Below are 25,303 nucleotides of genomic sequence, written 5' to 3' on the forward strand. Positions count from 1 at the left end.
ATGACTCCCCCCACCGGCGCCTTCGCGCCGCCTCCCCCACAGGGGGAGGGCTTGGTGACGAGCGCTCATGCCGTGACCTTTCCGGCCAGCAGCCGCGACACCGACTCGGCCGTCTCGCGGAACGCCGCCGTCGTGCGGAAGCCTGGCGGTCGCACCACAGGGCCGTCGACCGCCACCTCGCCGGCGATCCGGCCCGGGCCGGCGCTCATCACCACCACCCGACCCGCCATGTAGACGGCCTCCTCGACATTGTGGGTGACGAAGACCACGGCCGGGGCCAGGTCGGCCGCCAGGGCCAGGACGTCGTCGGCCAGGGCGCGGCGGGTGATCTCGTCCAGGGCCGCGAACGGCTCGTCCAGCAGCAGCAGGCGGGGACGGGTGACCAGGGCGCGGGCCAGAGCGGCGCGCATGGCCATGCCGCCCGACAGCTGGGCGGGGCGGGCGTTCTCCGCGCCCTTCAAGCCGACCTTGGCCAGCGCCTCGACCGCCTGGGCGCGGGCCTCGCCCTTGGGCGTTCCGGCCAGTTCCAGCGGCAGGGCGACATTGGCCGCCGCGCTCATCCACGGGGCCAGGGTGGGCGCCTGGAAGACGACCGAGGTCTCGCCCTTGCCGGCGGCCCGCGTGACGGTCCCGCGCGTCGGCGCCTCCAGGCCCGCCAGCAGCCGCAGGGCCGTGGACTTGCCGCAGCCCGACGGCCCGACCAGGGCGACGATCTCGCCGGGATTCAGGGCCAGGTCGACGGGGCCCAGCGCGCGGCCGCGACCGGGATAGTCGACCTCGACGGCGGAGAGGCTGGCGATTGTGGCGGTCACTTGCGGCCCAGGCTGAGCACGAACACGACCGCGCTGATGGTGGCGAAAGCCAGTTTGAGGATGCAGAGGCCCCAGAACAGGGCGGGACTCGTTGAACGCTGGATCGGGCCGCCGTAGCGCACGGCGACTTTGCCGGACCACAGCGAGAACGCCAGCGAGCCGCTCACGAACAGCGCCAGGACGAGCCAGAACAACTGGTCGGCGGGATGATGGAAGACGGGCGAGCTCATGACGGTCCTGACTTCCGCTACTGGCTCTTCGGCAGGAAATCCAGGCTGTAGGCCGACTTGTAGTCCATCTCCTTGGGATACACGCCCTGCTCGGACGCCACCTTGAAGAACTCGGCCCAGCGGGCGTCGTCCATCTTGCCCACGCCCTGGCGCGAGACGATGCCGTAGCTGCGCATCTTCTCGCGGGCCTGGTCGAGGACGTCCTGGGTCATTTCCGGATTGTCCTTGAGGATGGCCGCGTCGCCGGGCTTGGGATCGCCGTACAGGTACGAGGTCCAGCCCGCCGCCGTGGCCTCGACGAAGGCCTTCACCGCCGCCGGGTTCTTGGCGATCAGGGCGTCGGGAACCAGGGCGAACGAGGCGTAGGCGGGATAGCCGTCGTCGGCCAGCAGGAAGACCTTCGGGGTGATCTTGCCCTCCTTCTCGATCAGGTAGGGCTCCGACGTGGCGTAGCCCTGCTGGATCACGCTCTTGTCGGCCAGGAAGGGCGCGGCAGAGTAGTTGTACTTGCGCACCTGGGCGTCGGTGAAACCGTGCTTGGCCTTGAGCCATACCCAGAAGGCGGTGATCGAGGCGTCCGACAGCAGGATCGGGTGACCCTTCATGTCGGCGATCGAATTGATCCCCTGGCCGTCGTGGGCGATCAGCACCTGGGGATCCTTGTCCATGAAGGCGGCCACGGCTTTGACCGGGACCTTCTCCTTGGCCAGATTCAGCACGATGAAGCTGTTGGAGCCGACGCCCACGTCGACCGCGCCGGTGGCCAAGAGCTGGGGCACGTTCACGCCGGGGCCGCCCTGGATCAGGGTCACGTCCAGCCCGCGCTTGGCGTATTCGCCGGTGGCCAGGGCCTGGTAGTAGCCGCCCAACTCGGCCTCGCCCTTCCAGTCGGTGGCCAGCTTCAGCGCGGTGCGGCCGGCCGGCTCGGCGGCCTCCTTCTTGGCCGGGGAGCAGGCGGCCAGGGCGGCGCAGAAGGCGAGGGCGGCCAGGCGCAGGATCTTCATCGTCGTTTCCCCGAATTGCGGGGGCGAGGTTAGTGGGGGAGGCGGGGCGAGGGAAGGTGTCGCCATGCAGGTATCGCCACTTGCCCCCACCTGACCGCTTCGCGGTCTGTCCACCCCCATAGGGGGCGGAGGACAATAACGCGGCCTCTTCCCTCTATGGGGGAAGACGATCGCGAAGCGATCCGTAGGGGGCAAGTGATCGCCGCGCCGATGGAGGGTCTTACTTCCGCGCCAGCCAGCGGCTGATCTTGGCGTACAGCACCTCGCGCTGCACCGGCTTGGCCACGTGGTCGACCATGCCGGCGGCGTAGCAGCGCTCGACCTGCTGGGGCAGGGCGTCGGCGCTCATGGCGATGATCGGCGTCGCGCCCGCCTCGCCGCCCAGCGCCTTGATGGCCCGGGTGGCGGCCAGGCCGTCCATCTCGGGCATGTGGATGTCCATCAGGATGATGTCGAAGCCGCCGCGCGCCGCCTTGGCCACGGCCTGCTGGCCGTTGTCGGCGGTCTCGACCTGGCAGCCGACCAGGCTCAGGAGGGCCGCGCCGATCTCGCGATTCATCGGGTGGTCGTCGACCAGCAGGATGCGGGCCGCGCCGGGCGAGGTGGCCGGCTGGGGCGCGCCGGCGTCATAGGCCTCGACCTGAGGCGCGTGCAGGTCCAGCCAGAAGGCCGAGCCGTGGCCCAGGGCGCTGTCGGCCCCGATCTTGCCGCCCATCAGCTCGACCAGCGCCTTGCTGATCGCCAGACCCAGGCCCGCCCCGCCATAGGGACGGCTGGCCGAGCTGTCGATCTGGCTGAAGCGCTGGAAGAGCCGCCCCTGCTGCTCGATGGGAATGCCGACACCGGTGTCTACGATTTCGAATTTCAGCCGGTCCTCCAGCTCGCCGGGTTCGACCGTCAGACAGGCGCGGATCCGCCCCGCCTCGGTGAACTTCACGGCGTTCTGCAGCAGGTTCAGCAGCACCTGACGCAGGCGCAGGCCGTCCAGGTCGTGCAGGCCGCCGACCGGGTCGACGATGTCGACCGTCAGCGTCAGCCCCTTGTTCTCGGCCTCGGGCCGGATGATGCCGACGGCGTCGTGCAGCACCGCCGCCGCCGAGGTCGGCTGGAACAGCAGCTCCACTTGGCCCGCCTCGACCCGCGAGAAGTCGAGGATGTCGTTGACGACGGTCAGCAGGGCCGTGCCGGCGCTGTCGATCAGGCCCAGCTGGCGACGGACGTCGGGCGGCAGGTCTTGGCGTTCGACCAGCAATTGCGAGAAGCCCAGCATGCTGTTCAACGGCGTGCGGATCTCGTGGCTCATGGTGGCCAGGAACTCGGTCTTGGCCTCGTTGGCGGCCAGGGCCCGGGCGCGGGCGGCGCGGGTCAGCTGTTCGCGGCGGATCAGTAGCCGGCGCAGGCGTTCCTGCTGTGCCAGGGCCAGGCCGGCGGCCAGGCTGGTGACGAACAGCACGCCGACAAAGGCCTGGACCAGTTGGTTCTGGTGGGCTTGCGAGAGGATGATGCGGACCTGGTTGACCCACAGGCCGTTGACGGTCTGGGGGATGGCCACGCAGGCGACGATCAGCGAGGCCTGGGCCGCGCCGCGCGGGCCCAGGCGAAAGGCCACCAACAGGGCGGTGGGGAACAGCAGGAAGGGCGCAAGCACGCCGTACGGATTGAAGACCAGCGCCGCCAGAACAGCGGTCAGGGCGAACAGCGCCAGCCGTTCGGGGAGCTTGCGCTGGAAGCTTCGGCGGTGCTCGCCGTCCACCAGCACCAACACGGCCGGCAGCACGATCGACATGCCCAGCACGTCGCACAGGAACCAGTCGGTCAGCACCGTCACGAACGGCAGGCCGCGCAGCAGGGCCAGGCCCGTGGCGGCGACGATCGAGGTGAGCAGGGTGACCGGCGCGGTCAGGGTGGTCAGCAGGGCCAGCTGGCGCATGGTCCGCACGCGGGGCGGTCCGCCGAAGAAGCGCCGGGTCACCCACCAGACCAGCAGGGCCTCGCCGACGTCGATCAGGGTGTAGAGCAGCGCGCGAACCAGCCCGTCGCCGACCAGCAGGTCGATGCCCAGGTGGCTGGCCACGGCGATGATCAACAGGGTGAGGCGGCGCCGAGGGTTCAGCACCAGCAGGCCGCCGGCCAGCAGGGCGTTCGTCGGCCAAAGGGTCGCGATGCCGAGCGTATTGCGGGTCAGGAAATCGCTGAACGCCTGGCTGGCCACCAACGCCACCGCCAGGACGATCAGGATGCGATCCTGCCGCCGCTGTTCCTGATGGGCGACGTTAGCCAGCATTATGATCCCGTTCCCCGGACGGGAGAAATACGCGAACAGGGCCTTTACGTTTCGTCGATACGCGAAGCTGTGACGCTTTGCCGCATCCTAGGGTGAAGTTCAATCCCGTCTCAGTTGTGCTTCGTCCTGGTGCAACACTTCCCGCCGTCGCCAGGCGTCGATCCGGGTCATCAGCGGCGTGGCGGTGACGCCATGGACCAGGATCGAGCACAGCACGACGAAGCCCGTGATCGCCCACAGCCGGTCCCAGCGGTGAAAGTCGCCGTGGTTCAGCCCGTAAGCGAGGTAGTAGAACGAGCCCAGCCCCCGGATGCCGAAGAAGGCGACGACCGCCCGCTCGCGCATCGAATGCGGCGCGCCGATCAGGCCGATCCAGCCGGCCAGGGGCCGTACGACGAACACCAGGGCCAGGCCGAACGCGATCTCCTTCCAGGTCAGGGAGTCCAGCAGCCCGCCGGCCACCGCGCCGCCCAGCAGCACCAGGACCAGCATCATCAGCAGGCGTTCCACCTGTTCGGCGAAGTCGTGCATGGCCTCGTGGAACTGGTGGTCGCGCTCGGTCGCCCGCAGGGCCAGGGCCGCGACGAACACCGCCAGGAAGCCGTAGCCGTGCGCGGCCTCGGCGACGCCATAGGCCACAAGGGTCGCGCCCAGGGCCACCAGGCCGTCGCCGGTGCCGGAGATCCGCGCATGGGGCGCCTTGAAGGTGGCCCAGCCCAGCACCTTGCCGACCGCCCAGCCGACGCCGGCCCCGGCCGCCACGCGCCACAGCACGTCGACGGCCAGCCAGTGGGTCAGCAGGGGCTGGCCGACCACGCCGCCGGCCAAGGCGATGGCCACGGCCAGGTGCACGAAGGGAAAGGCGAAGCCGTCGTTGAGGCCGGCCTCCGAGGTCAGGGCGAAGCGGGCCTCGCCGTCCTCGCCCGACCGCGGCGGCCCGACCTGGACGTCGGCGGCCAGCACCGGGTCGGTGGGCGCCAGGGCCCCGCCCAGCAACAGGGCCGAGGCCAGGCCCAGACCCAGGCCGTGGACGCCCATCAGGGTCACCGCCACGATGCTCAGCGGCATGGTGATGGCGATCAGTCGCCAGGACGAGCTCCAGCGTCGCCAGCCGATCTTCCGGTCGATCTTCAGCCCCGCGCCCATCAGCGAGACGATCACCACGATCTCGGTCAGCCGCTCGGTCAGGGTCGAGAACCGTAGCGGATCGGACCGGAACGGCAGGACGCCGCCGTGGAACACCGCAACCCCGATCAGCACGCACAGAATGGCCAGGGAGAGCGGCAGGCGGCTCAGCGCCATCGGCAGCCAGGCGACCAGCAGAACGACGACGCCCAGGCCGAGCAGGAACAGCAGATACGGATCGAACATCCGTCCCTAACGCGCGGCGCGCCGGACCGGGGCCAAGGCGCGACCCGAACCGAGCGCCGCCGTCGGGCGTTATGATCCCGGGCCTTCAGGTCCAAGAGCTGGGAGCGTCATGGACAAGCTGTTCGCCAAATTCGCCAACGCCACCGCGCGGATCACCGGCAGCCCGCCGGCCTTCATCGTCTGCGTGCTGCTGGTCGTGCTCTGGGCCGCCAGCGGGCCGATCTTCAAGTTCTCCGAGACCTGGCAACTGGTGATCAACACCGGCACCACGATCATCACCTTCCTGATGGTGTTCCTGATCCAGAACACCCAGAACCGCGACGGCGAGGCGGTTCAGACTAAGCTGGACGAGCTGATCCTGACCTCGGGCGCCGAGAACGACTTCATGGGCATCGAGAAGCTGACCGAGAAGGAGCTGGCGGCGATGCACGACCGCTGCACCGAGCACGCCCGGATCGCCCAGGACCGGCTGGAAAAGGTCAGCGCTATTCGCGAGGCCCGCAAGAGCGCCAAGGTCTCGCCGAAGCGCAAGCCCAAGCGTGCGCCGCCCCCGCCCGCTCGGAACGCCCCGGCGCGGCGGGTGAGAACGACTTAGGCAAGGGGCGGGGACACGCGCATGCGTGTGCGCCCAATCATTTCAGCAGCAACTGCCCCTGCTTCTTGACCTGACCGGTGATCTTGCCGGCGATCATGCCCAGCAGGCCGGGCAGGACGATATCCATCCGTACCGAGTCCGCGAACACGGTCAGCACGCCGGAGATCGGCTGACCCATGGCCTGGGCCGAGAAGGTCAGGGCGTCGCCGGTCCAGGTCTTCTGGACATCCTTCACCATGCCGCCGGTTTGGCTGAGAAGTTGGCCGAACCCTTCCTCGATGCGGCGGCGCGCCTCCGCGGCGCCCAGCGCGTGGGGAATGGTGATGGTGACCGGCTTGCTCATGGGCGTGGCGCTCCTGCTGTGCGGGTTCTAACGCCCGTCGGCGACATATGGGGGCGAAGAGGCGATATCATACGTCCGAACTTGACGTAATGAGCGGCGAAGGTCTGGTCATCCAAGGAGGACGTCATGACCGACATCGCCATGCCCAGCCTGTTTCAGCCCCAGTCGCGCTCGACCCGCTTCACGCGTCCGGGCCGTCCTCATGGCGTGGTCGGCGCGCTGAACTACGCCGGCGTGCTGCTGGTCTGGAGCGCGCTGTTCGTGTGGGATCCCCGGCTGGCCATGCAGGTGCTGCGCGAGCGCCGCGCCGACTCTCCGATCCGCCGCCGCGACTAGCCAAATCCGCCGATCGGTGGGATGGCAGGGACATGCAGCGCACCGTCTCGATCGCCCATGTCAGCCACCGCCTGAAGGCCCCGTTCCGTATCTCGCGCGGGGTCAAGACCGCCGCCGAGGTGGTGGTGGTCGAGGTTGTCGAGGGCGACCTGATCGGACGCGGCGAGAGCGTGCCCTATGCGCGCTATGACGAGACGGTCGACAGCGTCATCGCCCAGCTTCAGCCGGCGGCCCAGGCCCTGCGCGACGGGGTGCGGCCACACGACGCCCTGGCGCTGCTGACGGCCGGCGCGGCCCGCAACGCGCTGGACTGCGCCCTCTGGGACCTGCGGGCCAAGCGCGAGGGGCTGAGCGTCGAGGCCCTGACCGCCCTGCGCGTGCCCGACAGCCTGGTCACCGCCGTCACCGTCAGCCTGGACAGCGTCGAGGCCATGGGCGCGGCCGCCCTGGCGGTGGCGTCGGCCCCCCTGATCAAGGTCAAGCTGTCGGCCGACGATCCCGCCGCCCGCCTGCTGGCCGTGGCCAGGGCCGCGCCGGACGCTCGGCTGATCGTCGATCCCAACGAGGGCTGGGATTTCGCCATCCTCGACGGCCTCAAGCCGGTGCTGTCGGACCTCAACATCGCCCTGGTCGAGCAGCCCTTGCCGGCCGGACAGGACCAGGCGCTGGAGGGCTATGATCCGCCTTATGTGATCTGCGCCGACGAGTCGGTGCACGTGGCCGAAGACCTGGCCGCCCTGCGCGGCCGCTATCGCGCCGTGAACCTCAAGCTCGACAAGGCCGGTGGTCTGACCGAGGCCCTGCTGATGCTGGAGGAGGCCCGCAACCACGGCTTTGAGCTGATGGTCGGCTGCATGGTGGCCTCGTCCCTGGCCATCGCTCCGGCCCTGCACCTGGCCAGTTCCTGCGCCTTCGCCGACTTCGACGGCCCCTGGTGGCTGGCCCAGGACCATCCAGGCGGCTGCCGCGTGGCCGACGGACGAATGACCAGGCCCGCCGAAGGGTTCTGGGGCGATGGCGTGACGGCGACGGGGCTGTGGCTCTAGCCGCGCAGCATCTGTCGCCCCGCCCAGACCGCGTGTGTCCCGCTGCTGATCTTGTGCGGCAGGGCGATCCGGCACGTCGGGGTCATGGTCCGGGCGTCGACCACCAGGCACTCCGACGTCCCCCGGTTCTCGTCGATGATGAAGCTGACCAGATAGCCGTCGTCCTCGTCCACGGCGCCCACGCGTGGCGCGAACGGCGCTTCGCTGGCGTAGCGGCCGGGCTCCAGGGATAACGACAAGCTCTGGCCCGTCTCCAGGTCGTGCTTGACGAAGCCGTTGAACAGGAACCAGCCAGGCTTGGCGGTGGTCGAATAGGCGTAGCGGTAGGGCCGTCCCGCATAGGCCTGGTTGAACATCCCGAACTCGAGCACGCGGTCGTCCAGCCGCTGTTCGGTCGTCTCGCCCGTGGCCAGGTTGAAGCGCCAGCGATGCAGCTTGGGCCGGAAGCTGTGCTCGTCCAGATAGGCCATCAGGTGGCCGTGGCCCTCGGGCGCGTCCTCCAGCGGGCGCGGCGTGGGGTTCTCCTGGAAATAGCCGTCCAGCACGATCTCGTCGCCGTCCTCGTACGCGTTGAGCCAATGCAGCACATAGGTCGGCGCGGCCTCGAACCAGCGAACCTCGCCGCCGTGGCGCGGCACGATCCCGAACCGCGAGGGCACGCCCTTGTGCAGGCGCACGGCGTGGATGTCGCGTTCCAGGAGCCCTGCGTCCCAGAACACCGGCAGGTCGTTGAGGATCGACCAGTTGGCCGTGAACGCCATGTCGTGCGGCAGGCGCGGGCCGGGCAGGTCGATGGCCTGGTAGACCGTCCGCCGACCCGAGGCGTCGACCACGCCGTAGTGCATGTAGGGCGCGTGCTTGGAGTAGTTGAAGAACAGCAGCTCGCCGGTCGCCTCGTCGACCTTGGCGTGGGCCGAGACGCCATCCAGCGGCGCCCAGGCCGCCACGCCCAGGTTTTCCAGCGTCAGGGGATCCAGGCGATAGGCCTCGCCGCACTGGTAGAAGGTGGCGATCGCCTCGCCGGCATGGACGACGATGTCGGTGCTGGCGGTGTCCTTGAGGCCGCCGTGGGCCCCGAAGCCCGGCCGCCTGGACGTGCCCGGCCCGTCCGCCAGTCCGCCCCACAGGCTCTCGCCCGCCTCCTGCTCGGCCTCGAAGCCGCGTGTGCGGATGAAGCGGTTGCGGTAGGCGGCCCGGCCGTCCTTGAATTCGATCTGATGCACCATGCCGTCGCCGTCGAACGGGTGGTAGCGGCCCAGGGGCTGGTGGACAGGGTTTTCGGTGTTGCGCAGATAGACGCCGTCAAGGTCGGTGGGGATCGCGCCCTCCAGCACCTCCAGCTCGACCGCGTCGACCTCCTCGTGCAGCGGGGTCCACGCGCCGGTCAGGTAAGGATGGTTGGTCGGCTGGAGCGAGGTGCGGACCGGCGGCAGGCGATCGATCTTCATGGTGGTTCCGCCCTGGCTGGATTGGCGTCGTGGCGCGCCTTGAAACCGACAGTAGAACCTTGGTCCCGTCGTACAAGCGACGGAAAATCGCACGCACCCCGACCTGCGCCGTTCTTCCGCCGCGCGAAGCGGTCTAGGTCGTTGGCGAGCACGTCCCACGCGAGGTTTCCATGCCCTTCGACACGCCGCCTTCCGTCGAACAGGTGATCGTCACCGCCGCCCGCCTGCCGCCGGCCGCCGCCGAGGCGGCCTTCTCGGCGGTGCATCTGAGCGAGAGCGACCTGGCCAAGAGCCAGCGGGTGGACGAGGCGGTCGGCCAAGTGCCCGGCGTCTCGCTGTTTCGGCGCACCTCCAGCCTGTCGGCCAATCCGACCACTCAGGGCATCAGCCTGCGGGCCATCGCGCCGTCGGGCGCGGGGCGGACCCTGGTCACCCTGGACGGCGTGCCGCTGAACGACCCGTTCGGCGGCTGGGTGATCTGGTCACAGCTGGCGCCGGAGTCCCTGACCGGGATCGACATCGTGCGCGGCGCGGGGGCGGGGCCTTACGGCGCCGGGGCCCTGACCGGGGTCATCGGCCTGAAGGAGCGCGACGCCGGCATCGCCGCCGACGTCTCGGTCGGCAATCTGGGGTCCGAACGCGCCTCGGCGGCGGCGGTCTCGACCCTGGGCCGGTTCGAGTTCTTCGGCGCGGCCTCCTACGACAAGTCCGACGGCTACGTGCCCGTGCGCGGCCCGGCCCAGGGCGCGGCCGACACCCGGACCGACCTGGAGGCCAAGAGCATCTCGGGCCGCGTCGACATGGCCACGGGCCTGGGCCTGCTGTCGCTGCGCGGCGGGTTCTTCGAGGAGGATCGCGGGGCGGGCCTGGCGGGGGCGCGGGCCAACGCCTCGGGCAACGTGTTCAGCGCCACCCTGGTGCAGGCGCCGCGCGGCGCGGCCCTGGGCTGGAAGCTGCAGGCCTGGCGACGGACCAGCGACCTGTTCAACAGCTCGGTCGCCGTGGCCGCCGACCGCTCGTCCACCACCCCGGCCAACAGCCAGGACAAGACGCCCGCCACCGGCTGGGGCCTGAACGGCGCTCTGCGCCAGAAGCTCGGCGGGGTGGAGTGGGAACTGGGCGCCGACGCCCGCCTCAACGACGGCGAGGAGCGCGAGCGTTACAGCTACATGGCCGGGGCCTACACCCGCAACCGCGTGACGGGCGGCAAGACCTCGGTGGTCGGGGCCTATGCCGACGGCTCGTGGACGACCGGCCCGTGGCTGGTGGCCGGCGGGCTGCGCCTGGACCACTGGGAGACCACCGACGGCTTTCGTGTCGAGCGCAACGCCCTGACCGGCGCGGTGCTGCTGGACCAGCGTCCGGCCGACCGCGACGGCGAGGTGGTCAGCGGCCGCCTGGGCGTGACCCGCGACCTGGGTCAGGACACGACCGCCCGGATCGCCGGCTATACCGGCTTCCGCCCGGCCAGTCTCAACGAGCTCTATCGTCCGTTCCGGGTGGGCAACGACGTCACCGAGGCCAATGCGGGCCTCAAGCCCGAGCGGCTGCAGGGGCTGGAAGCCGGCGTCTCGCGCAAGGGCGACAAGGGGCTGATCGAGGCCACGGCGTTCTGGAACCGCATCGAGGATCCGATCGTCAACGTCACCCTGGGCGCCGGCCCCGGGACCTTCCCGATCGGCGGCTTCATCCCGGCCGGCGGCGTGCTGCGCCAGCGCCAGAACGCCGGGACCATCGACGCGATCGGTCTGGAAGGCCGGGCCGAGCGCAAGGTCGGCGCCGTGACATTGAGCTCCGCCCTGTCGGCGACAGACGCTCGGGTCGACGGCGGCTCGGACGCGCCGCAACTGACCGGCAAACGCCCGGCCCAGGCCCCGATCTGGAGCGCGACGGCGGGCCTGTCGGCCGAGCTGAGCGAGAAGCTGACCCTGGCCTCCGACCTGACCTGGGAAGGCAAGCGGTTCGAGGATGACCTCAACAGCCGCGTGCTCGATCCGGCCTGGCGTCTGGACGCGCGCCTGGACTGGCGAGTGCGGCCGCTGGTGACGGCCTATGTGGCCGGCGACAACCTGCTGGACGCCAACATCCAGACCTCGCGAACGGCGGACGGGGTGGCGGGGTATTCGGCGCCGCGGATCGTGCGGGTGGGGTTGCGCTTGGCGATCTAGTCACTTGCCCCCACCTGGCGGCTTCGCCGCCTGTCCGCCCCCATAGGGGGCGGAGGACACCCGCACTGCGCGCCTCTTCCCCCTCCGGGGGAAGACGACCGCGAAGCGGTCCGTAGGGGGCAAGTGTTCACCGCACCGGCTTGCCCTGGAACACCACCTTCGCCCCCTTCACGACCGCCGCGCCCAGTTCCGCCGCGTCCCAGTTGGTCAGCCGCACACAGCCGTGCGACGCCCGCTTGTTCACCAGCCTCGGGTCCGGGGTCCCGTGGATGCCGTAGGTGTCCTTGGTCAGGTCGATCCAGGTCGAGCCCACCGGATTGTTCGGCCCAGCCTTGATGGTCAGCTTGCCCGTCGGCTTGCCGAACGTCAGGCGCGTTGGGTCGTAGGTATAGGTCGGGCGCGGGGCCACGGTGTTGACCGCCCATTCGCCGACCGGGGCGGGACGCTCGGTGCTGCCGACCGTGGCCGGATAGACCGCCAGCAGCTTGTCGCCGTCGGCATAGGCCTTGAGCACGCCCTTGGCGTTGTCGATCTCGATGCGGGTGACCTTGCCGTCCAGGCCGTCGGCGCCCAACGCGGCGACGATGATCGTGGTCCCGGCCTTGCCGAAGTCGACGCCGGGGTTCAGCGCCTGCAGCAGCGGCTCGTCCATGTGGAACTTCTCGGCCAGGGCCTCCAGCGGCGTGCCGTAGCCGAGGGCCGGCAACTTGGCCATCGCCTCGTAGTCGTCCTTGGGGATGTCGGGCGTGAACGGGCCGGCGGCGTCCTCGGCGGTGATCACATAGTCGGTCAGGGCGGGCGCGCCGTCGGCGACCAGGGCGTCCCAGGTGGCGGGGCTCAGCTTGCCGTCGACGGTCAGGCGATGGGCTTCCTGGAAGGCGCTGAGGGCGATGGTCAGGTTCGAGCCCTCCTGGCCGTCGATGACGCCGGGCGAGAAGTGGGCGCGGTCCAGCAGCACCTGGGCGCGGGTCAGATAGGCCTTCTTGGCCTCGGGTGTCATGGCGGCGGGATCGAAGGCGGCGGCGTTCACGGCCTGGGCCATCGGCGACGGCGCGGCCGGCGCGGGGGCGGGCGGAGCGGCGACCAGGGGCGGCGGGGTCTGGGGCGCGGGCGCGGCGGCGGGTTTCGACGCGGCCGGCTTCTGCTGCTGCGGCGCTGGGTCCGAACAGGCGGTGGTGGCCGCCAGGCAGCCGAGCAGCAGAACGACGGGACGCAGGGTCGAGGGCATGTAACAACTCCGAGGCGGGAACGCCTTGCCCTTCTCAAGCCTTCAGCCATGGCGAAGTTCCACCACAGGCCCCTGGCGGCCAAGGAGCCCTGATTGAAGATCCTGCGTCGGCTGATCTGGGTGTTGGGCGGGCTGGCGGTGCTGGTCGCCGGCTTCTTCGCGTGGGTGCTATGGCCCAGCAATCGACCCGCGCCGGCCGTGCCGCCGCCCTCGGCCTCGGCCCCGCGCGAGCCCCTGGCCTATGAGCCGCCGACCTATCTGCCGTCCAACGATCCGCCGGCCAGCGCGACGTTCGGGGCGGCGCCCGGCGCCTCGCCCGAGGACTGCGACGCCGGCGGGGCCTCGGCCAGTTCGGCTGCGGTCAACGCCGCTTCGCTGACCAGCCTGACCTGGCAGCCGTTCGGGCGCGAGGAAGTCGGTTGGGAGATCTACGCCCCCCGCGTCGCCAACGAGATCCAGACCGCTTGCGCGCCGGGTAGCACCCGTTTCGCCGCCGCCCTGGCGCGCTGGCAGGGCGGGCATGGCCTGAAGTCCACCGGGACCTTCGATCCGGAGACCTTCAAGGTGATGCTGGTGCGCTGGCACCGGGCTCGCCCGTTCGTGAAGGTCAATGGCGAGGGCATCTGCCCCGGCGCGCCGGCGGTCTCGACCCTGGCCACCGCCAAGCCGGAGGAAAGCTACGGCGGCAAGACCATCCAACTGCGGCAGGGCGCGATGGACGCCTATCGCCGGATGGTCGCCGAGGCCAAGGCGGCCGGCATGGTGCGTGATCCACGTGTGCTGACCATCTTCTCCGGCTTCCGCGACCCGGCCGCGGACGCCGCCCGTTGCGCTCGCGACAACAACTGCCAGGGCGTGTCGCGCACGATCTGCTCGGCCCACCGCACGGGCCTGGCCATGGACGTGTTCATCGCCGCCGCCCCGGGTTTCGGGCCGGACTCCAGCGCCGACGACAACCGTCGGGCCATGGCGCGGTCGGACGTCTATCGCTGGATGGTCGCCAACGCCGCGCGGTTCGGCTTCGTCAACTACGTGTTCGAGCCCTGGCACTGGGAGTGGACGGGCGAGCCGATGCTGCCGGGCGTGCCGATCAGCAGCCTGCCTCAGGCAGGCTCGGGCAATCCTGGAGACCCGCTGCTCATTCCGCCCGCAGCACCGGCGCCGGTCGCTGCGACAAGGCCAGCGCCGCCGCCAAAAGGCCGCCCGCCGTCGAAAGCCCCGCCGCGCCGGCCAGCAGGATGATCACCCCGCCCCAGTCGACGCTCCAGCTGGCTTCGAACACCTTGACCACCACCGGCCAGGCGGCCGCGAAGCCTAGGGCCACGCCCGCCGCGCCGGCGATCAGCCCGACCGCGCCATATTCGATGGCGTAGGCCGCCAGGATCTGGCCGCGCGTCGCGCCCAGAACCTTGAGCGTCGCGGCCTCGCGCGCCCGGGCCCGGGCCCCGGCGGCGATGGCGCCGGCCAGGACCAGCAGGCCCGCCAGCCCCGCCACGCCAGCCGCGCCGCGCACGGCCAGGGCCAGGCGGTCGAACAGGGCGGCGGCCGCGTCCAGCTGTTCGCGGACGCTGATCACGTTGACGCCTGGAAAGCTGTCGCCCAGCGCGCGGGTCAGGGCCGCTTCCTGCGCCTTGCCCAGGCGGGCGATGGCGACGTTGCGCAGGTCCGCGCCCTCCAGGGCCTTGGCGTTCAGCACGATGTTGAAGTTGGGGCCGAAGCCGCCGAACTCGATCTTGCGCAGCACGGCGATGCGGGCCTCGATGTCGCGGCCCAGGATGGTCAGGGTGATGGTGTCGCCGACCTTCAGGTTCGCGCCCTCGGCCAGTTCGGCGTTCAGGGCCACCAGGGGCGGGCCGGCGTAGTCGGGTGTCCACCATTGGCCGGCGATCGTCTTGCCGTCCTTTGGAGCGCCCGGAAGCAAGGTCATGCCGATGTCGTTGTCGAAGGCCCAGCGCTGGCCGGGCTTGATCTTGTCCTTGTCGACCGGCTGGCCCTTCAGGCCGCTGATCCGGCCGGTGGCGAAGGGCAGGCGCAGGTAACTCTCCGAGGTCAGCGGCATGACCCGGGCGACCTCGGCGTCGAAGGCGGCGGCCTGCGACCCGGGGATTTCGGTGAACACCATGGCCGGGGCGGTGCGAGGGGCGGTGGTGGTGATCTGGGCCAGCAGGGCCGACTGGATGAGCACCACGCAGGCCAGCAGGGCCACGCCCAAACCGATGGCCGGGCTGGCGGTGCGCGCGGCCGAGCGTGGTCCCGCCAGGTTGGCCAGGCCCAGCTTGGCGGGGCCGCTGACCAGTCGGCGCACCTTGCCCGCACCCCAGGCGGCGGCGCGGCCCAGGGCCCAGAGGATCGCGAACGAGACGGCGACCCCGGCGATCATGATCGCGGCGGCCAGGGGCGTCGGGGCGGTGATCACGGCCAGGGCGGCCAGGCCCGCGCCCGCCAGCACCGCGCCCAGGGTTTCCAGGCTCAGCGGAATGCGGCCGCCCAGGCTGCGGCGGAACAGGGCCGAGGGCGGGGTGCGGCGCGCCCTGGCCAGCGGAATCAGCGAGAAGGCCGCCGCCGCCAGCAGGCCGAACAGTCCGGCCTTGGCCAGGGGCAGCGGATAGACCGCGAACAGGGCTGGGATCGGCAACGATCCGGCGAACTGTCCCAGGATCAGCGGCGCGACGGCTCCAATCAGCAGGCCGATGGCCACGCCGAGCGCCGCAAGAAGCCCGATCTGGATCAGATACAGATTGCGGATCAGCGCCCCGTCGGCGCCCAGGGCCTTGAGCACGGCGATCGAGGGCTCGCGCGTCGCTAAATAGGCGCTGACCGCCCCGGCCACGCCCAGGCCGCCGGCCACCAGCGAGGCCAGGCCGATGAAGCCCAGGAAGTATTCCAGCTGGTCGATCAGCCGCCGCGCGCCGGGCGCGGCGTCGAGGCGGTCGCGGGTTTCCAGCCCCGCGTCGGGGAATTTCGCCACGACCGCCTTGCCGGTGGCGCGCGGGTCCTGCCCGGCGGGCAGGGCGATGCGAACGGCCCGGCCGGACAGGCCGCCCGGCGCGGTCAGGCCCGAGCGCTCCAGCACCTCGCGGCGGACCAGCACGCGCGGCCCCAGGGCGAACCCGCGTGACAGCCCGTCGGGCTCGCTGACCAGGATGGCGCTGGCCCGCACCGTCATGGGCCCGGCCGTGAAGCGGTCGCCGAGCTTCAGGTGCAGGCGGTCCAGCAGCGCGGGCTCGACCGCCGCGCCGGGCACGCCGTCGCGGTCGGCCAGGGCGGTCTTGAGGTCGGGCGCGCCATCGACCTTGACGGTCCCGGCCAGGGGGAAGCGACCGTCGACGCCGCGCAGGCTGACCAGCCGCCGGTCGCCGCTCGGCGCCTCGGCCATGGCCCGGGCGGCGGCGGTGTAGGTGGTGGTTCCCAGTCCGTCGAAGGCCGTTCGCTCGGCCGGGGTGAAGTCACGGTTCTCGACCGAGAAATAGAGATCGCCGCCCAGGATCTCGCGCGCCTGGCTGGCCAGGCCGTGGCGGAAGGCCTCGGCGGTCGAGCCGGCGGCGGCGATGGCGGCCACGCCCAGGGCCAGGCACGCCAGGAAGATGCGAAAGCCGCGCACGCCCGAGCGCAGCTCGCGGGCGGCCAGGCGGAACGAGAGGGCGGCCATCAGGCGACGATCTTCCCGTCGCCCATCCGCACGATGCGGTCGGCGCGCTGCGCCAGGGCCGGGTCGTGGGTGACCATGACCAGGGCCGCGCCCACCTCGGCGACGAGGTCGAACATCAGGTCGGCGACGATGGCGGCGGTCTTGGAGTCGAGGTTGCCGGTCGGTTCGTCGGCGAACAGCAGGGCGGGGCGGGCGGCCAGGGCGCGGGCCAGGGCGACCCGTTGCTGCTCGCCGCCCGACAGCTGGTGCGGATAGTGGGTCAGGCGCGCCGACAGGCCCACGCGACCCAGCCATTGGCGGGCGGTGGTCAGGGCGTCCCTGGCGCCGGCGATCTCCAGCGGCGTGGCGACGTTTTCCTCGGCGGTCATGTTGGGCAGCAGGTGGAAGGCCTGGAAGACCAGGGCCGCGCGGCCGCGCCGCAGCTTGGCCCGGCCGTCCTCGTCCAGCTTGGCCAGGTCCTGGTCGAACAGTTTCACCACGCCCGAGGTCGGTTGCTCCAGCCCGGCGCCCACCGCGATCAGCGACGACTTGCCCGAGCCCGACGGCCCGATCACCGCCAGCCGCTCGCCCGAGGCCACCGCGAGGTCGACGCCGCGCAGGATGTTCACCGGTCCGGCCGCCGAGGGCAGGGTGAGGGTCACCGCATCAAGTTCGAGAACGGGCGCGAGGACGGAAGCGGGCGGCGCGGTTTCTGCCATGAAACTTCCTAGAAGCCTGGTCATTGTCTGGATGCGACCCAGCCTACATAGGAAGTCATGAGCACAAATACGGCGCTAAACCGCTTTTCGAGGATTCCTTGTGCAGCAGGCGCGCGCGCGCGCCTTGACCGGCGCCGGGTTCTGGCCGGGCTGCTGCTGGCCACCCAGGCCGCGGCGGGGCCCAAGCCTCTTCCCAAGCCGCCGGTGATCACCGTGCTCGGGGATTCCATCACGGCCGGCCTGGGGCTTCCGGCGCGCGACGCCATGCCGGCGCAACTGCAGGCGTCGTTGACCCGGATGGGCGTGGTCGCCCAGGTGCGGGCGGCGGGCGTGTCGGGCGACACCAGCGGCGGCGGCCTGGCGCGGGTCAATTTCAGCGTCGCGCCCGACACCGCTCTCTGCGTCGTGGCGCTGGGCGGCAACGACCTGCTGCAAGGCATCGAGCCCCGGGTGACCAAGGCCAATCTGCGGGCCATCCTGCAGAGCCTGCGCAACCGCAAGATCGGCGTCGTGCTGGTCGGGGTCGGCGCGCCGCCGCTGATCGGCGTGGCCTACGCGCGCGAGTTCAACGCCGTCTATCCGGCCCTGGCGCGGGAGTTTTCGGCGCCGCTTTATCCCAACATCCTGGCCGGCGTGGGCGGTTCGCGACAGCTGATGCAGGGCGATGGCATCCACCCCAACGCGGCGGGCGCGCGGATCATCGGCGACAAGCTGGCGCCGCTGGTGGCCCAGGCGCTGCGGGGGCAGACGGCTTAGGCTTTCGTGGCCCGAAAACCCCGTCCTTCGACAAGCTCAGGATGAGGTTTTCTACTGAAGTCAAAGTCGCCCTCATCCTGAGCCTGTCGAAGGACGAGGGCGGTGCGCAATCGCGCCGCTAGGTAAAGAACTCGACGGCGATCAAGACCACGCCGGCGATCCACACCGTCTCGACCACCATCAGCACCACCGGCCGCCAGCCGGCGGTCATCAGGTCCTTGAACGAAGTCTTCATGCCCAGGCCGGCGATGGCGGTGACCAGGCACCAGCGCGAGATCTCGTTGGCGGCGTCGGTGACGGGCTTGGCCAGCCAGCCCAGGCTGTTGACGATCACCAGCGCCGCGAAGCCGATCAGGAACAGCGGCACGGTCGGCTTGGCGCCGCCGCTGACGCCCGGACCCATCCGCGCCACGACGAAGGCGATGCCGAAGACGACCGGCAGCAGCATGGTCACCCGCAGCAGCTTCACATAGGTGGCCACGTCGCCGGTGTGGGGCGAGATCATGTAGCCGGCCCCGACCACCTGGGCGACGTCGTGGATCGTGCCGCCCAGGAAGATCCCCGCCCGCGTGTGGTCCAGGTGCAGGGCGGCGGTCAGCAGCGGATAGGTGATCATGGCGATGGTCGACAGGGCCGTGACCGTGACGACCGCCAGGATGGTGTCGCGCTCGGCGTCCTTGCCGCGCGGCAGGACCGAGGCGATGGCCAGGGCCGCCGAGGCCCCACAGATGCCGACGGCTCCGCCCGACAGCACGCCGAAGCTGGAGCGCAGGCCCATGCGCTTGGCCAGGAACGCGCCCAGGGCGATGGTCGAGCCGATGCCGATGATCACCGTGATGATCGGCGTCAGGCCCAGGCCCAGGATCTGGCTGGCGGTGATCCGCGCGCCCAGCAGGGCGACGCCGAAGCGCAGGACAGCCTTGGACGAGAACTCGATACCCGGGATGCAGCGGCCTTCCTGGTGCAGGAAGTGGAAGGTCATGCCGAACAGCAGGGCGAACAGCATCACCGGCGCGCCGTAGTGTTGGGCCAGCCATTGCGAGGCCAGGGCGATGGTCACCGCCACCAGCACGCCGGGATAGAGCTTGATCAGGGCCGCCTGGCCGGGGAAGGCGGCGCGGGCCTTGGTCGCGGCGACGGGTTCGGGTCGCGACAGGCCCTCCATGCCCTCCAGCGACTGGAAGAGCGCCCGCGCGGCGGCGGTGTCGGTGTCGAGATCGGAGTTCATCATCGGGCCCTGGACCGGCGAGTCGCGCCGATCCTCCGATCGAGACCCGATGGCGGGGGCGGGGACAAGCCAAAAATAAACCCCTCGCCGCTGGGGCGAGGGGTTCGGCTTGGCGTCCGATGGCGTGGACCGAGGCTAAAGCTCCCGGCCGCCGCCGCTAATCACCGGCTCGGGTTGGTGATGACCGTGCTGGGCATGGTCGGGGGCGGCGTGCTGGTGCTTGAACATCTTGTCCATGATCTTGCTGGACCAGTTCTTCAGCATGTCCATGAACACGAACACCACCGGGATGTAGAGCAGCGACAGGAAGGTCGAGGTGATCAGCCCGCCGATCACCGCGATGGCCATCGGGGCGCGGAACTCGACATCGGCCCCGAAGCCCAGCGCCACCGGCGCCATGCCCGCGGCCATAGCGACCGTGGTCATGATGATCGGCCGGGCCCGCTTGTGAGCGGCGTCGATCAGCGCTTCGCGGCGGGTCATGCCGCCCTTCATGGCCATGATCGCGTACTCGACCAGCAGGATCGAGTTCTTGGCCGCGATGCCCATCAGCATCAGGATGCCGATCAGGGTCGACATCGAGAAGCTGCTCTTGGCCAGCACCAGCAGGGCGAAGGCCCCGCCGATCGCCAGGGGTAGGGCGGCCATGATCGTCACCGGGTGGGCGAAGCTGCGGAACAGCAGCACCAGCACGACGTACATCAGCAGGATGCCGGTCACGAAGGCCAGGATGAAGCCGGAGAACATCTCGGCGATGAACTCGGCGTCGCCGGCCGGCGCTTCCTTGACGCCCGGCGGCAGGTTCTTGACCGCCGGCAGGGCGTGGACCGCCTTGGCCGCGTCGCCGACCACGATGCCGTCCAGCTCGGCGGTGATCTCGGCCACTCGCGAGCGGTCCTGGCGCGAAATCTGCGAGGGGCCCGCGCCGAAGCGCACGTCGGCCACCGCGTTCAGCGGCACCGAACCGCCGTGGCTGGAGGGCACCCGCAGGGTCTCCAGCACCGACATGTTCTCGCGCGCGTCGTCGGTCAGGCGCAGGCGGATCGGCACCTGGCGGTCGCCCAGATTGTACTTGGGCAGCGACTGGTCGATGTCGCCGATCGTGGCCACGCGCACGGCCTGCGAGATCGCGCCGGCCGAGACGCCGGCCCGGGCCGCCTGATCGGGCAGGGGGGCGACGATGATCTCGGGACGGGCGATGGCCGCGGTGTTGACCACGTTGGCCAGGCCGTGGACGCCGCGCATCTGGGCCTCGACCGCGCGGGCTGCGGCTTCCAGCTGCGGGCCGTTGTCGCCCACCAGGCGCAGGGTGAAGGCCGACCCGTCGCTGGGACCGCCGCCGTTGTTGCCGCCCGCGCCGATGCGGGCGCCGGGGATGGCCTTGAACTGGTCGACCATCTGGCGGCTGAAGTCGCGCAGGCCCATCCGCTGGCCCTTGGGCACCAGGTCGGCGGTGACGCGGGCGTTGTTGACGCCGTCGCTGCCGACCGAGGCGTAGACGCCGGTTACTTCGGGCCGGGCCTCCAGTTCGCGGGTCATCCGGGCGACGATGGCGTCGGTCTCGTCGAGCGTGGCCCCCGGGGGCAGCGCGACGCTGAACGGCGCGCGGCCGCGGTCCATCGCGCCCTGGAACTCGACCGGCAGCTTCTGGGCCAGCAGGAATGAACCGAACAGGATCGGCAGAGCCAGCAGGGCCACCTTGATCTTGTTGCCCAGGGCCCAATCGAGGGCCTTGAGGTAGGGCGACATCCAGAACGGATCGGTGTCGGGCTTGTGGTGGGCCTTGAGCATGTAGGCGCCCATCAGCGGCGTCAGCATGCGAGCGACCAGCAGCGAGAACAGCACCGAGATACAGGCGGCCAGGGCGAAGGCCTTGAAGAACTGGCCGACGATGCCCGGCATGAAGCCGACCGGCGCGAACACCGCCACGATGGTGGCGGTGGTGGCCACGACGGCCAGGCCGATCTCGTCGGCGGCCTCCATGGCCGCGGCGTAGGGCGACTTGCCCCCGCGCATGTGCCGGACGATGTTCTCGATCTCGACGATGGCGTCGTCGACCAGGATGCCGACGGTCAGCGACAGGGCCAGCAGGGTGACGCCGTTCAGCGACTGGCCCAGCGGCGCCATCACCGCGAAGGTGGGTATCAGCGACAACGGGATCGCCACCGCCGCCAGGAAGGTCGCGCGCCAGTCGCGCAGGAACAGCAGCACCACCAGCACCGCCAGCACCGCGCCCAGGCCCAGGGCCTCGAGCGAGGCGTAGTAGCTCTGCTCGATATATTTCACGCTGGAGGTCAGCTCGACGATCTTGATCTCGGGGTGGGCCTTGTCGAGCTTCTCGACTTCCTTGCGGACCTTTTCGGCGACCTTGACCTCGCTGGCGCCGCGCGAGCGGACCATGCTGAAGGTCACGACCTCCTGGTCGTTGAAGCGCGCGCGGCTGCGCGGCTCGGCCCAGCGGTCCTCGACGTCGCCCAGGTCGCCCAGGCGCACGGTCTCGCCGTTGCCCAGCTGGACGCGGGTCTCGCGCAGTTGGTCGATCGACCCGGCCGCGCCCAGGGTGCGGATGGCGCGTTCGGAGCCGGAGACGGTGACGCGGCCGCCGGGCAGGTCGGCGTTGGCCGTCTGCAGGGCCTGGCTGACCTGGGCGGCGGTGACGCCGCGCGCGGCCAGGCGGTCGGGGTCGAGGGCGACCTGGATCTCGCGGTCGACGCCGCCCCGGCGATTGACCTCCCCCACGCCCTTGATGGCCAGCAGGGCGCGGCTGACGTCGTGGTCGACGAACCAGCTGCGTTGCTCCGGCGTAAGGGTCGGCGCCTGGACCACATAGGTGATCAGGTCGTCGCCAGAGATGTCGATGCGGGTGACGTTGGGCAGCTGCATGTCCTGGGGCAGGGAGCTCTGCAGGTTGGACATGGCGTTGCGGACGTCGTTGGTGACGCGCTCGTGGTCGACGCCCAGCTCGAACTCGATGAAGGTCGAGGAGAAGCCGTCGCCGACCGTCGAGCTGATGTGGCGCACCTGGCCCAGGCCCGCGATCGAGTCCTCGATCAGGCGGGTGACCTGGGTCTCCAGCTCGGTGGGCGCGGCGCCGGGGCGCGAGGCGTTGACCACCACCAGCGGCAGGTCGACGTCGGGGTTGTCGTTGATGCGCATGCTGGTGAAGCCGGAGATTCCCGACAGGGTCAGCAGCAGGAACAGCAAGATGACGGGGATCGGGTTCTTGATCGCCCAGCGCGAGATGTTGTTCATCGCCGGCCCCTAGCGCTTGGTCGCGACGGCCACGGCGGGCGGCGCCGCCCGGCCCGAGGTCGCGGCGACGCGCACGGCGTCGCCGTCGCCCAGGAAGCCGGCCCCTTCGACGACCACCCGCTCGCCCGGGTTCACGCCGTTGGCGGCGGTGCGGTCGGCGTTGCGGGCCAGGATGGCGATGCGGCGGAACTGGACGTGATTGTTGGCGCCGACCACGAACACGCCCGGCTGGTTCTGGCGATAGAGGATCGCCGCGGTCGGCAGGGTCGGGGCGGGCTGCGAGCCGGCCGAGATCTGGGCGCGGGCGAACATGCCCGACCGGAAGCCGCCGCCGGGCGCCAGGCTGATGCGGGCCAGGCCGACCCGGGTCTGGGTGTTGACCTCGGAAGTGACGATGCGGATCGCGCCCGTGGTCTGGCCGACCTGGTCGGAGGTGACGGTGGCCGGCATGCCGGCGCGCAGGGCCAGCAGGTCGGCTTCGGGGATCTCGGCGTCCAGTTCCAGGCGGCCGTCGCGGACGATGCGGAACAACTCGGTTCCCGGCGAGATGATCTGGCCCTTGGTGACGCTGCGGCGGCTGATCAGGCCCGAGACGGGCGCGCGGACCACGGCCTGGCCGAGGCGCGCCACGGTCTCGCCATGGGCGGCCTCGGCGGCGGCCACCTGGGCGCTGGCGGTCTGCTGGCGCATGGTGGCGGTGTCGAGGGCCGACGCGGCCAGATAGCCCTTGGTCTGCAGTTCGCGCGAGCGGTTCAGGGCGGACTGGGCCTCGGCCAGGGTGGCGCGGGCGCTGGCCACGGACGCCTCCTGCTGGCGGGCCTGGGCGCGCAGCATGGTGTCGTTCATCGCCACCAGGACCTGGCCCTGGCGGACGATCTGGCCTTCCTCGGCGTTGACCGACACCGCGGTCAGGCCGCCGGTCTCGGCGCCGACGGGCACTTCTTCCCACGGGGTGACGGTGCCCGAGGCGTTGATGACCCGAGGCAGGGACTGGACGATGACCTCAGCCACGCCGACGGTCTGGCTGGCGTTCTGCGAGGGCTTGGCCGTCTTGGCCTTGGCCTTGTCGCCATGGTCGCAGGCGGTCAGCCCAACGAGGCCGATGCAGAGCACCACGGGCAACGCAGTCGAACGCAGGCCGCGTTTATTGATCCGTTGATGCACGACCACCTCAGCTCCGATTGGTTTGAACAGCCAACGCCTTCTAACCGAGAAACGCCGTTCCCCGGATTAAATGATCGTAAGGCGGCGCGCCGGTTCCGGAGGGGGAGTCAGGCGAGACTGTCTGGGTGCGGACGTTCGCGGCGACCGGCGTTCCAGGCGCCGACCAGGAGCGCGCCCATCACCAGATAGCTGAGCAGGCTGCCGGCCACGAAGTAGGCGCGGGGGATGATCTGCCGGTCGATCGCGGCCGCCAGATGGACCAAGGCGCTGACGCCCTGGAAGGCCGCCGCCGCCATGGTCCACCAGCGGTCGGTGGTCAGGGCCAGCCAGAGCAGCACCAGCAGCAGCAGCACGTCGACCACCAGCACGCCGCTCTGGGCGCCCAGGGTCTGCTGGTCGTCCTGGACGAGGGGGCTGGCGAACCAGGCCGCGGCCATCGCCAGGGCGGCGATCCGCTCGACCCAGCGCCCCCGCCAGACGGCCAGGCCGCAACAGGTCAGCAGCACCGCGAGGCTGAACAGCTGGTCGGGGGTCTCAAAATACATCGTCGGGATTCGGCATCGTCAGCGTTCCGGCGGCGCGTCGAGAGTCCAGGATAGCGCGATCCGGGACGTAAGCCGACGGGTGACGTCGTGAAGGAAGTCGCGGGCCCGATCACATGTGGGGGTGCAGGATCGGACCCGCGGCGCGAGACCTGAAATGGGGGAGCGTTTCAGGCCACTTCGCGCGTGGTCGGCACCGCCCGAAGGCTGCCGATCAGGCTGGGCGGGGGCTTCTTGCCGCCGCCGCCGAAGGAAACGGCCGAGAGGCCGATGTCGTGCTGGGCCTTGCTCAGGCCCTGGTGGGTTTCGAGGATGTTCTGACGCGCCACGCCCAGGGCGCGCATCGTCTCGATCGCGCTGAGCAGGGCGTCCTGGCCGATCATCACCGACAGGTTGGCGGCCTCGCGCGAGGCCGGCATCAGGGTGGTCAGGGCGGCGGTGCTGGCGATGGCCGCGTCGATGGCCTTCTCGGCGGCGAACAGGGCCTCGGCGACGGCCTCGGCGGCGTCGCGGCGTTCCTTGAGCATGACGGTTCTCCTCGCGCCGCCCATCCGTGTCGGGGCGCGGCGCGTCATCGGGTGAAACTTGCGGGGAAGCGCTCGGGAACGGGCGGTCTAGAACAGGCCGCGAAGGGCGTGCAGGCCAGCCAGAAGGGATCCGAACGCGAAGGCGGTCGCGAGCATGACGGCGGCGATGAAGGCCAGCCGCTGGACGATCGTCAGGTCATTGGGGCCTCCCCAATTTCCGAACGGCCAGATGGAACGAAGCTCTCGTCCATCAAGGCTCCGGCCACGCAGAGGATCTCGCGCAGCACCATTTCCGGCGGCTTGAAGCTGGCCTGTTTGCGCGTGGCGCTGACCAGGTCCGAGGCCATCAGCGCGCTCTGGGCGGTCGCCGCCAGGCTGGCCAGCTGGCGCTCCAGCTCCGTCCAGGTGAAGGGCGGAACCGCTTCGTCCTGCGAGTTCAGGGTCGGCCAGGCCTCGTGAAAGTTCAGGGCGTCCCGGCGCAGGCTCAGGGCCTGGTCGATCGCGGTCTTCTGGGCGTGCGTAATGGGCGGCACCGGATGTTCCTTCCTCGATGTCGCGGCCTCCGATCCTGGGATCGGCGACCCGCGAAACCTCGTTGAGGCGAGGAGACATCGGGGAAGGT

Annotated in this window: 22 protein-coding genes and 1 pseudogene; 7 read left to right on the forward strand and 16 right to left on the reverse strand. The window is 70.6% G+C overall.

What is annotated here, in order from left to right; genetic code table 11:
* Positions 1–65: 65 nt before the first annotated feature.
* The 5 genes from G3M62_RS06380 to G3M62_RS06400 all read right to left on the reverse strand — a co-directional run bounded on the left by G3M62_RS06380 (position 66) and on the right by G3M62_RS06400 (position 5,701).
* The gene (locus G3M62_RS06380) at positions 66–812 is read right to left on the reverse strand and encodes an ABC transporter ATP-binding protein (RefSeq protein ID WP_165185614.1); all 747 of its coding nucleotides are present in this window, start codon (positions 810–812) and stop codon (positions 66–68) included.
* Positions 809–1,042, reverse strand: a complete 234-nt coding sequence (locus tag G3M62_RS06385) for a hypothetical protein (protein ID WP_165185616.1) — start codon at positions 1,040–1,042, stop codon at positions 809–811. The genes G3M62_RS06380 and G3M62_RS06385 overlap by 4 nt, the downstream gene beginning before the upstream one ends.
* A 17-nt stretch (positions 1,043–1,059) precedes the next feature.
* A complete protein-coding gene (locus G3M62_RS06390; protein ID WP_165185618.1) occupies positions 1,060–2,046 on the reverse strand; it encodes an ABC transporter substrate-binding protein in 987 nt (328 codons plus the stop codon).
* Between the two features lie 220 nt (positions 2,047–2,266).
* Positions 2,267–4,330, reverse strand: a complete 2,064-nt coding sequence (locus tag G3M62_RS06395) for a hybrid sensor histidine kinase/response regulator (RefSeq protein ID WP_165185619.1) — start codon at positions 4,328–4,330, stop codon at positions 2,267–2,269.
* Between the two features lie 99 nt (positions 4,331–4,429).
* A complete protein-coding gene (locus G3M62_RS06400) occupies positions 4,430–5,701 on the reverse strand; it encodes a cation:proton antiporter (protein WP_165185621.1) in 1,272 nt (423 codons plus the stop codon).
* A gap of 109 nt (positions 5,702–5,810) precedes the next feature.
* On the opposite strand from G3M62_RS06400, the gene G3M62_RS06405 reads away from it, so the two are divergent.
* Positions 5,811–6,296: a low affinity iron permease family protein gene (locus G3M62_RS06405; RefSeq protein ID WP_165185622.1), complete on the forward strand. Its 486-nt coding sequence runs from the start codon at positions 5,811–5,813 to the stop codon at positions 6,294–6,296.
* A gap of 37 nt (positions 6,297–6,333) precedes the next feature.
* Here the strand turns inward: G3M62_RS06405 and G3M62_RS06410 are convergent, their stop codons facing one another.
* Positions 6,334–6,639: a polyhydroxyalkanoic acid system family protein gene (locus G3M62_RS06410; protein ID WP_165185624.1), complete on the reverse strand. Its 306-nt coding sequence runs from the start codon at positions 6,637–6,639 to the stop codon at positions 6,334–6,336.
* A gap of 126 nt (positions 6,640–6,765) precedes the next feature.
* Here G3M62_RS06410 and didA point away from each other — a divergent pair, with 126 nt between their 5' ends.
* Both didA and dgcA read left to right on the forward strand, forming a co-directional pair.
* Positions 6,766–6,975: a DNA damage-induced SOS-independent cell division inhibitor A gene (gene didA, locus G3M62_RS06415; RefSeq protein WP_165185626.1), complete on the forward strand. Its 210-nt coding sequence runs from the start codon at positions 6,766–6,768 to the stop codon at positions 6,973–6,975.
* 32 nt (positions 6,976–7,007) lie between these two features.
* On the forward strand, positions 7,008–8,021 hold the full coding sequence (gene dgcA, locus G3M62_RS06420; RefSeq protein ID WP_165185627.1) for an N-acetyl-D-Glu racemase DgcA: 1,014 nt from the start codon (positions 7,008–7,010) through the stop codon (positions 8,019–8,021).
* Here dgcA and G3M62_RS06425 read toward each other — a convergent pair.
* Entirely contained in the window at positions 8,018–9,469 is a 1,452-nt protein-coding gene (locus G3M62_RS06425; protein ID WP_165185629.1) for a carotenoid oxygenase family protein, read from the reverse strand. The two genes, dgcA and G3M62_RS06425, sit on opposite strands and share 4 nt — an antisense overlap.
* A gap of 170 nt (positions 9,470–9,639) precedes the next feature.
* On the opposite strand from G3M62_RS06425, the gene G3M62_RS06430 reads away from it, so the two are divergent.
* Complete coding sequence (locus tag G3M62_RS06430) at positions 9,640–11,637, forward strand: TonB-dependent receptor (protein ID WP_165185631.1); 1,998 nt, start codon at positions 9,640–9,642, stop codon at positions 11,635–11,637.
* Positions 11,638–11,764: 127 nt separating this feature from the next.
* Here the strand turns inward: G3M62_RS06430 and G3M62_RS06435 are convergent, their stop codons facing one another.
* Complete coding sequence (locus G3M62_RS06435) at positions 11,765–12,865, reverse strand: L,D-transpeptidase family protein (RefSeq protein ID WP_165185632.1); 1,101 nt, start codon at positions 12,863–12,865, stop codon at positions 11,765–11,767.
* A gap of 93 nt (positions 12,866–12,958) precedes the next feature.
* On the opposite strand from G3M62_RS06435, the gene G3M62_RS06440 reads away from it, so the two are divergent.
* Positions 12,959–14,107: a D-alanyl-D-alanine carboxypeptidase family protein gene (locus G3M62_RS06440; RefSeq protein ID WP_165185634.1), complete on the forward strand. Its 1,149-nt coding sequence runs from the start codon at positions 12,959–12,961 to the stop codon at positions 14,105–14,107.
* On the opposite strand, the gene G3M62_RS06445 is transcribed toward G3M62_RS06440, so the two are convergent.
* Complete coding sequence (locus G3M62_RS06445) at positions 14,004–16,514, reverse strand: ABC transporter permease (protein WP_165185635.1); 2,511 nt, start codon at positions 16,512–16,514, stop codon at positions 14,004–14,006. The two genes, G3M62_RS06440 and G3M62_RS06445, sit on opposite strands and share 104 nt — an antisense overlap.
* Entirely contained in the window at positions 16,514–17,212 is a 699-nt protein-coding gene (locus G3M62_RS06450; protein ID WP_165185637.1) for an ABC transporter ATP-binding protein, read from the reverse strand. The genes G3M62_RS06445 and G3M62_RS06450 overlap by 1 nt, the downstream gene beginning before the upstream one ends.
* Before the next feature lie 57 nt (positions 17,213–17,269).
* Between G3M62_RS06450 and G3M62_RS06455 the strand changes: the two genes are divergently transcribed.
* Positions 17,270–17,968: an arylesterase gene (locus G3M62_RS06455; protein WP_165185639.1), complete on the forward strand. Its 699-nt coding sequence runs from the start codon at positions 17,270–17,272 to the stop codon at positions 17,966–17,968.
* Positions 17,969–17,990: 22 nt separating this feature from the next.
* A pseudogene (locus G3M62_RS26905) lies at positions 17,991–18,071 on the forward strand (hypothetical protein); the annotation flags it as partial.
* A 15-nt stretch (positions 18,072–18,086) separates the two neighbouring features.
* Here the strand turns inward: G3M62_RS26905 and G3M62_RS06460 are convergent.
* From G3M62_RS06460 to G3M62_RS26465, 6 genes are all read right to left on the reverse strand, one after another.
* Positions 18,087–19,196 (reverse strand): YeiH family protein, encoded by a 1,110-nt coding sequence (locus G3M62_RS06460; protein ID WP_205691952.1) that lies wholly within the window; start codon positions 19,194–19,196, stop codon positions 18,087–18,089.
* A gap of 135 nt (positions 19,197–19,331) precedes the next feature.
* On the reverse strand, positions 19,332–22,448 hold the full coding sequence (locus tag G3M62_RS06465) for an efflux RND transporter permease subunit (protein WP_165185640.1): 3,117 nt from the start codon (positions 22,446–22,448) through the stop codon (positions 19,332–19,334).
* Between the two features lie 9 nt (positions 22,449–22,457).
* Complete coding sequence (locus G3M62_RS06470) at positions 22,458–23,612, reverse strand: efflux RND transporter periplasmic adaptor subunit (RefSeq protein ID WP_246263495.1); 1,155 nt, start codon at positions 23,610–23,612, stop codon at positions 22,458–22,460.
* 107 nt (positions 23,613–23,719) lie between these two features.
* Positions 23,720–24,157, reverse strand: a complete 438-nt coding sequence (locus tag G3M62_RS06475) for a hypothetical protein (RefSeq protein ID WP_165185644.1) — start codon at positions 24,155–24,157, stop codon at positions 23,720–23,722.
* A 167-nt stretch (positions 24,158–24,324) separates the two neighbouring features.
* On the reverse strand, positions 24,325–24,681 hold the full coding sequence (locus tag G3M62_RS06480; protein WP_205691953.1) for a hypothetical protein: 357 nt from the start codon (positions 24,679–24,681) through the stop codon (positions 24,325–24,327).
* A gap of 191 nt (positions 24,682–24,872) precedes the next feature.
* Entirely contained in the window at positions 24,873–25,214 is a 342-nt protein-coding gene (locus G3M62_RS26465; RefSeq protein WP_246263497.1) for a hypothetical protein, read from the reverse strand.
* Between the last annotated feature and the right edge of the window lie 89 nt (positions 25,215–25,303).

This window comes from Caulobacter soli, from assembly GCF_011045195.1.
GTDB classification, from domain to species: Bacteria; Pseudomonadota; Alphaproteobacteria; order Caulobacterales; family Caulobacteraceae; genus Caulobacter; species Caulobacter soli.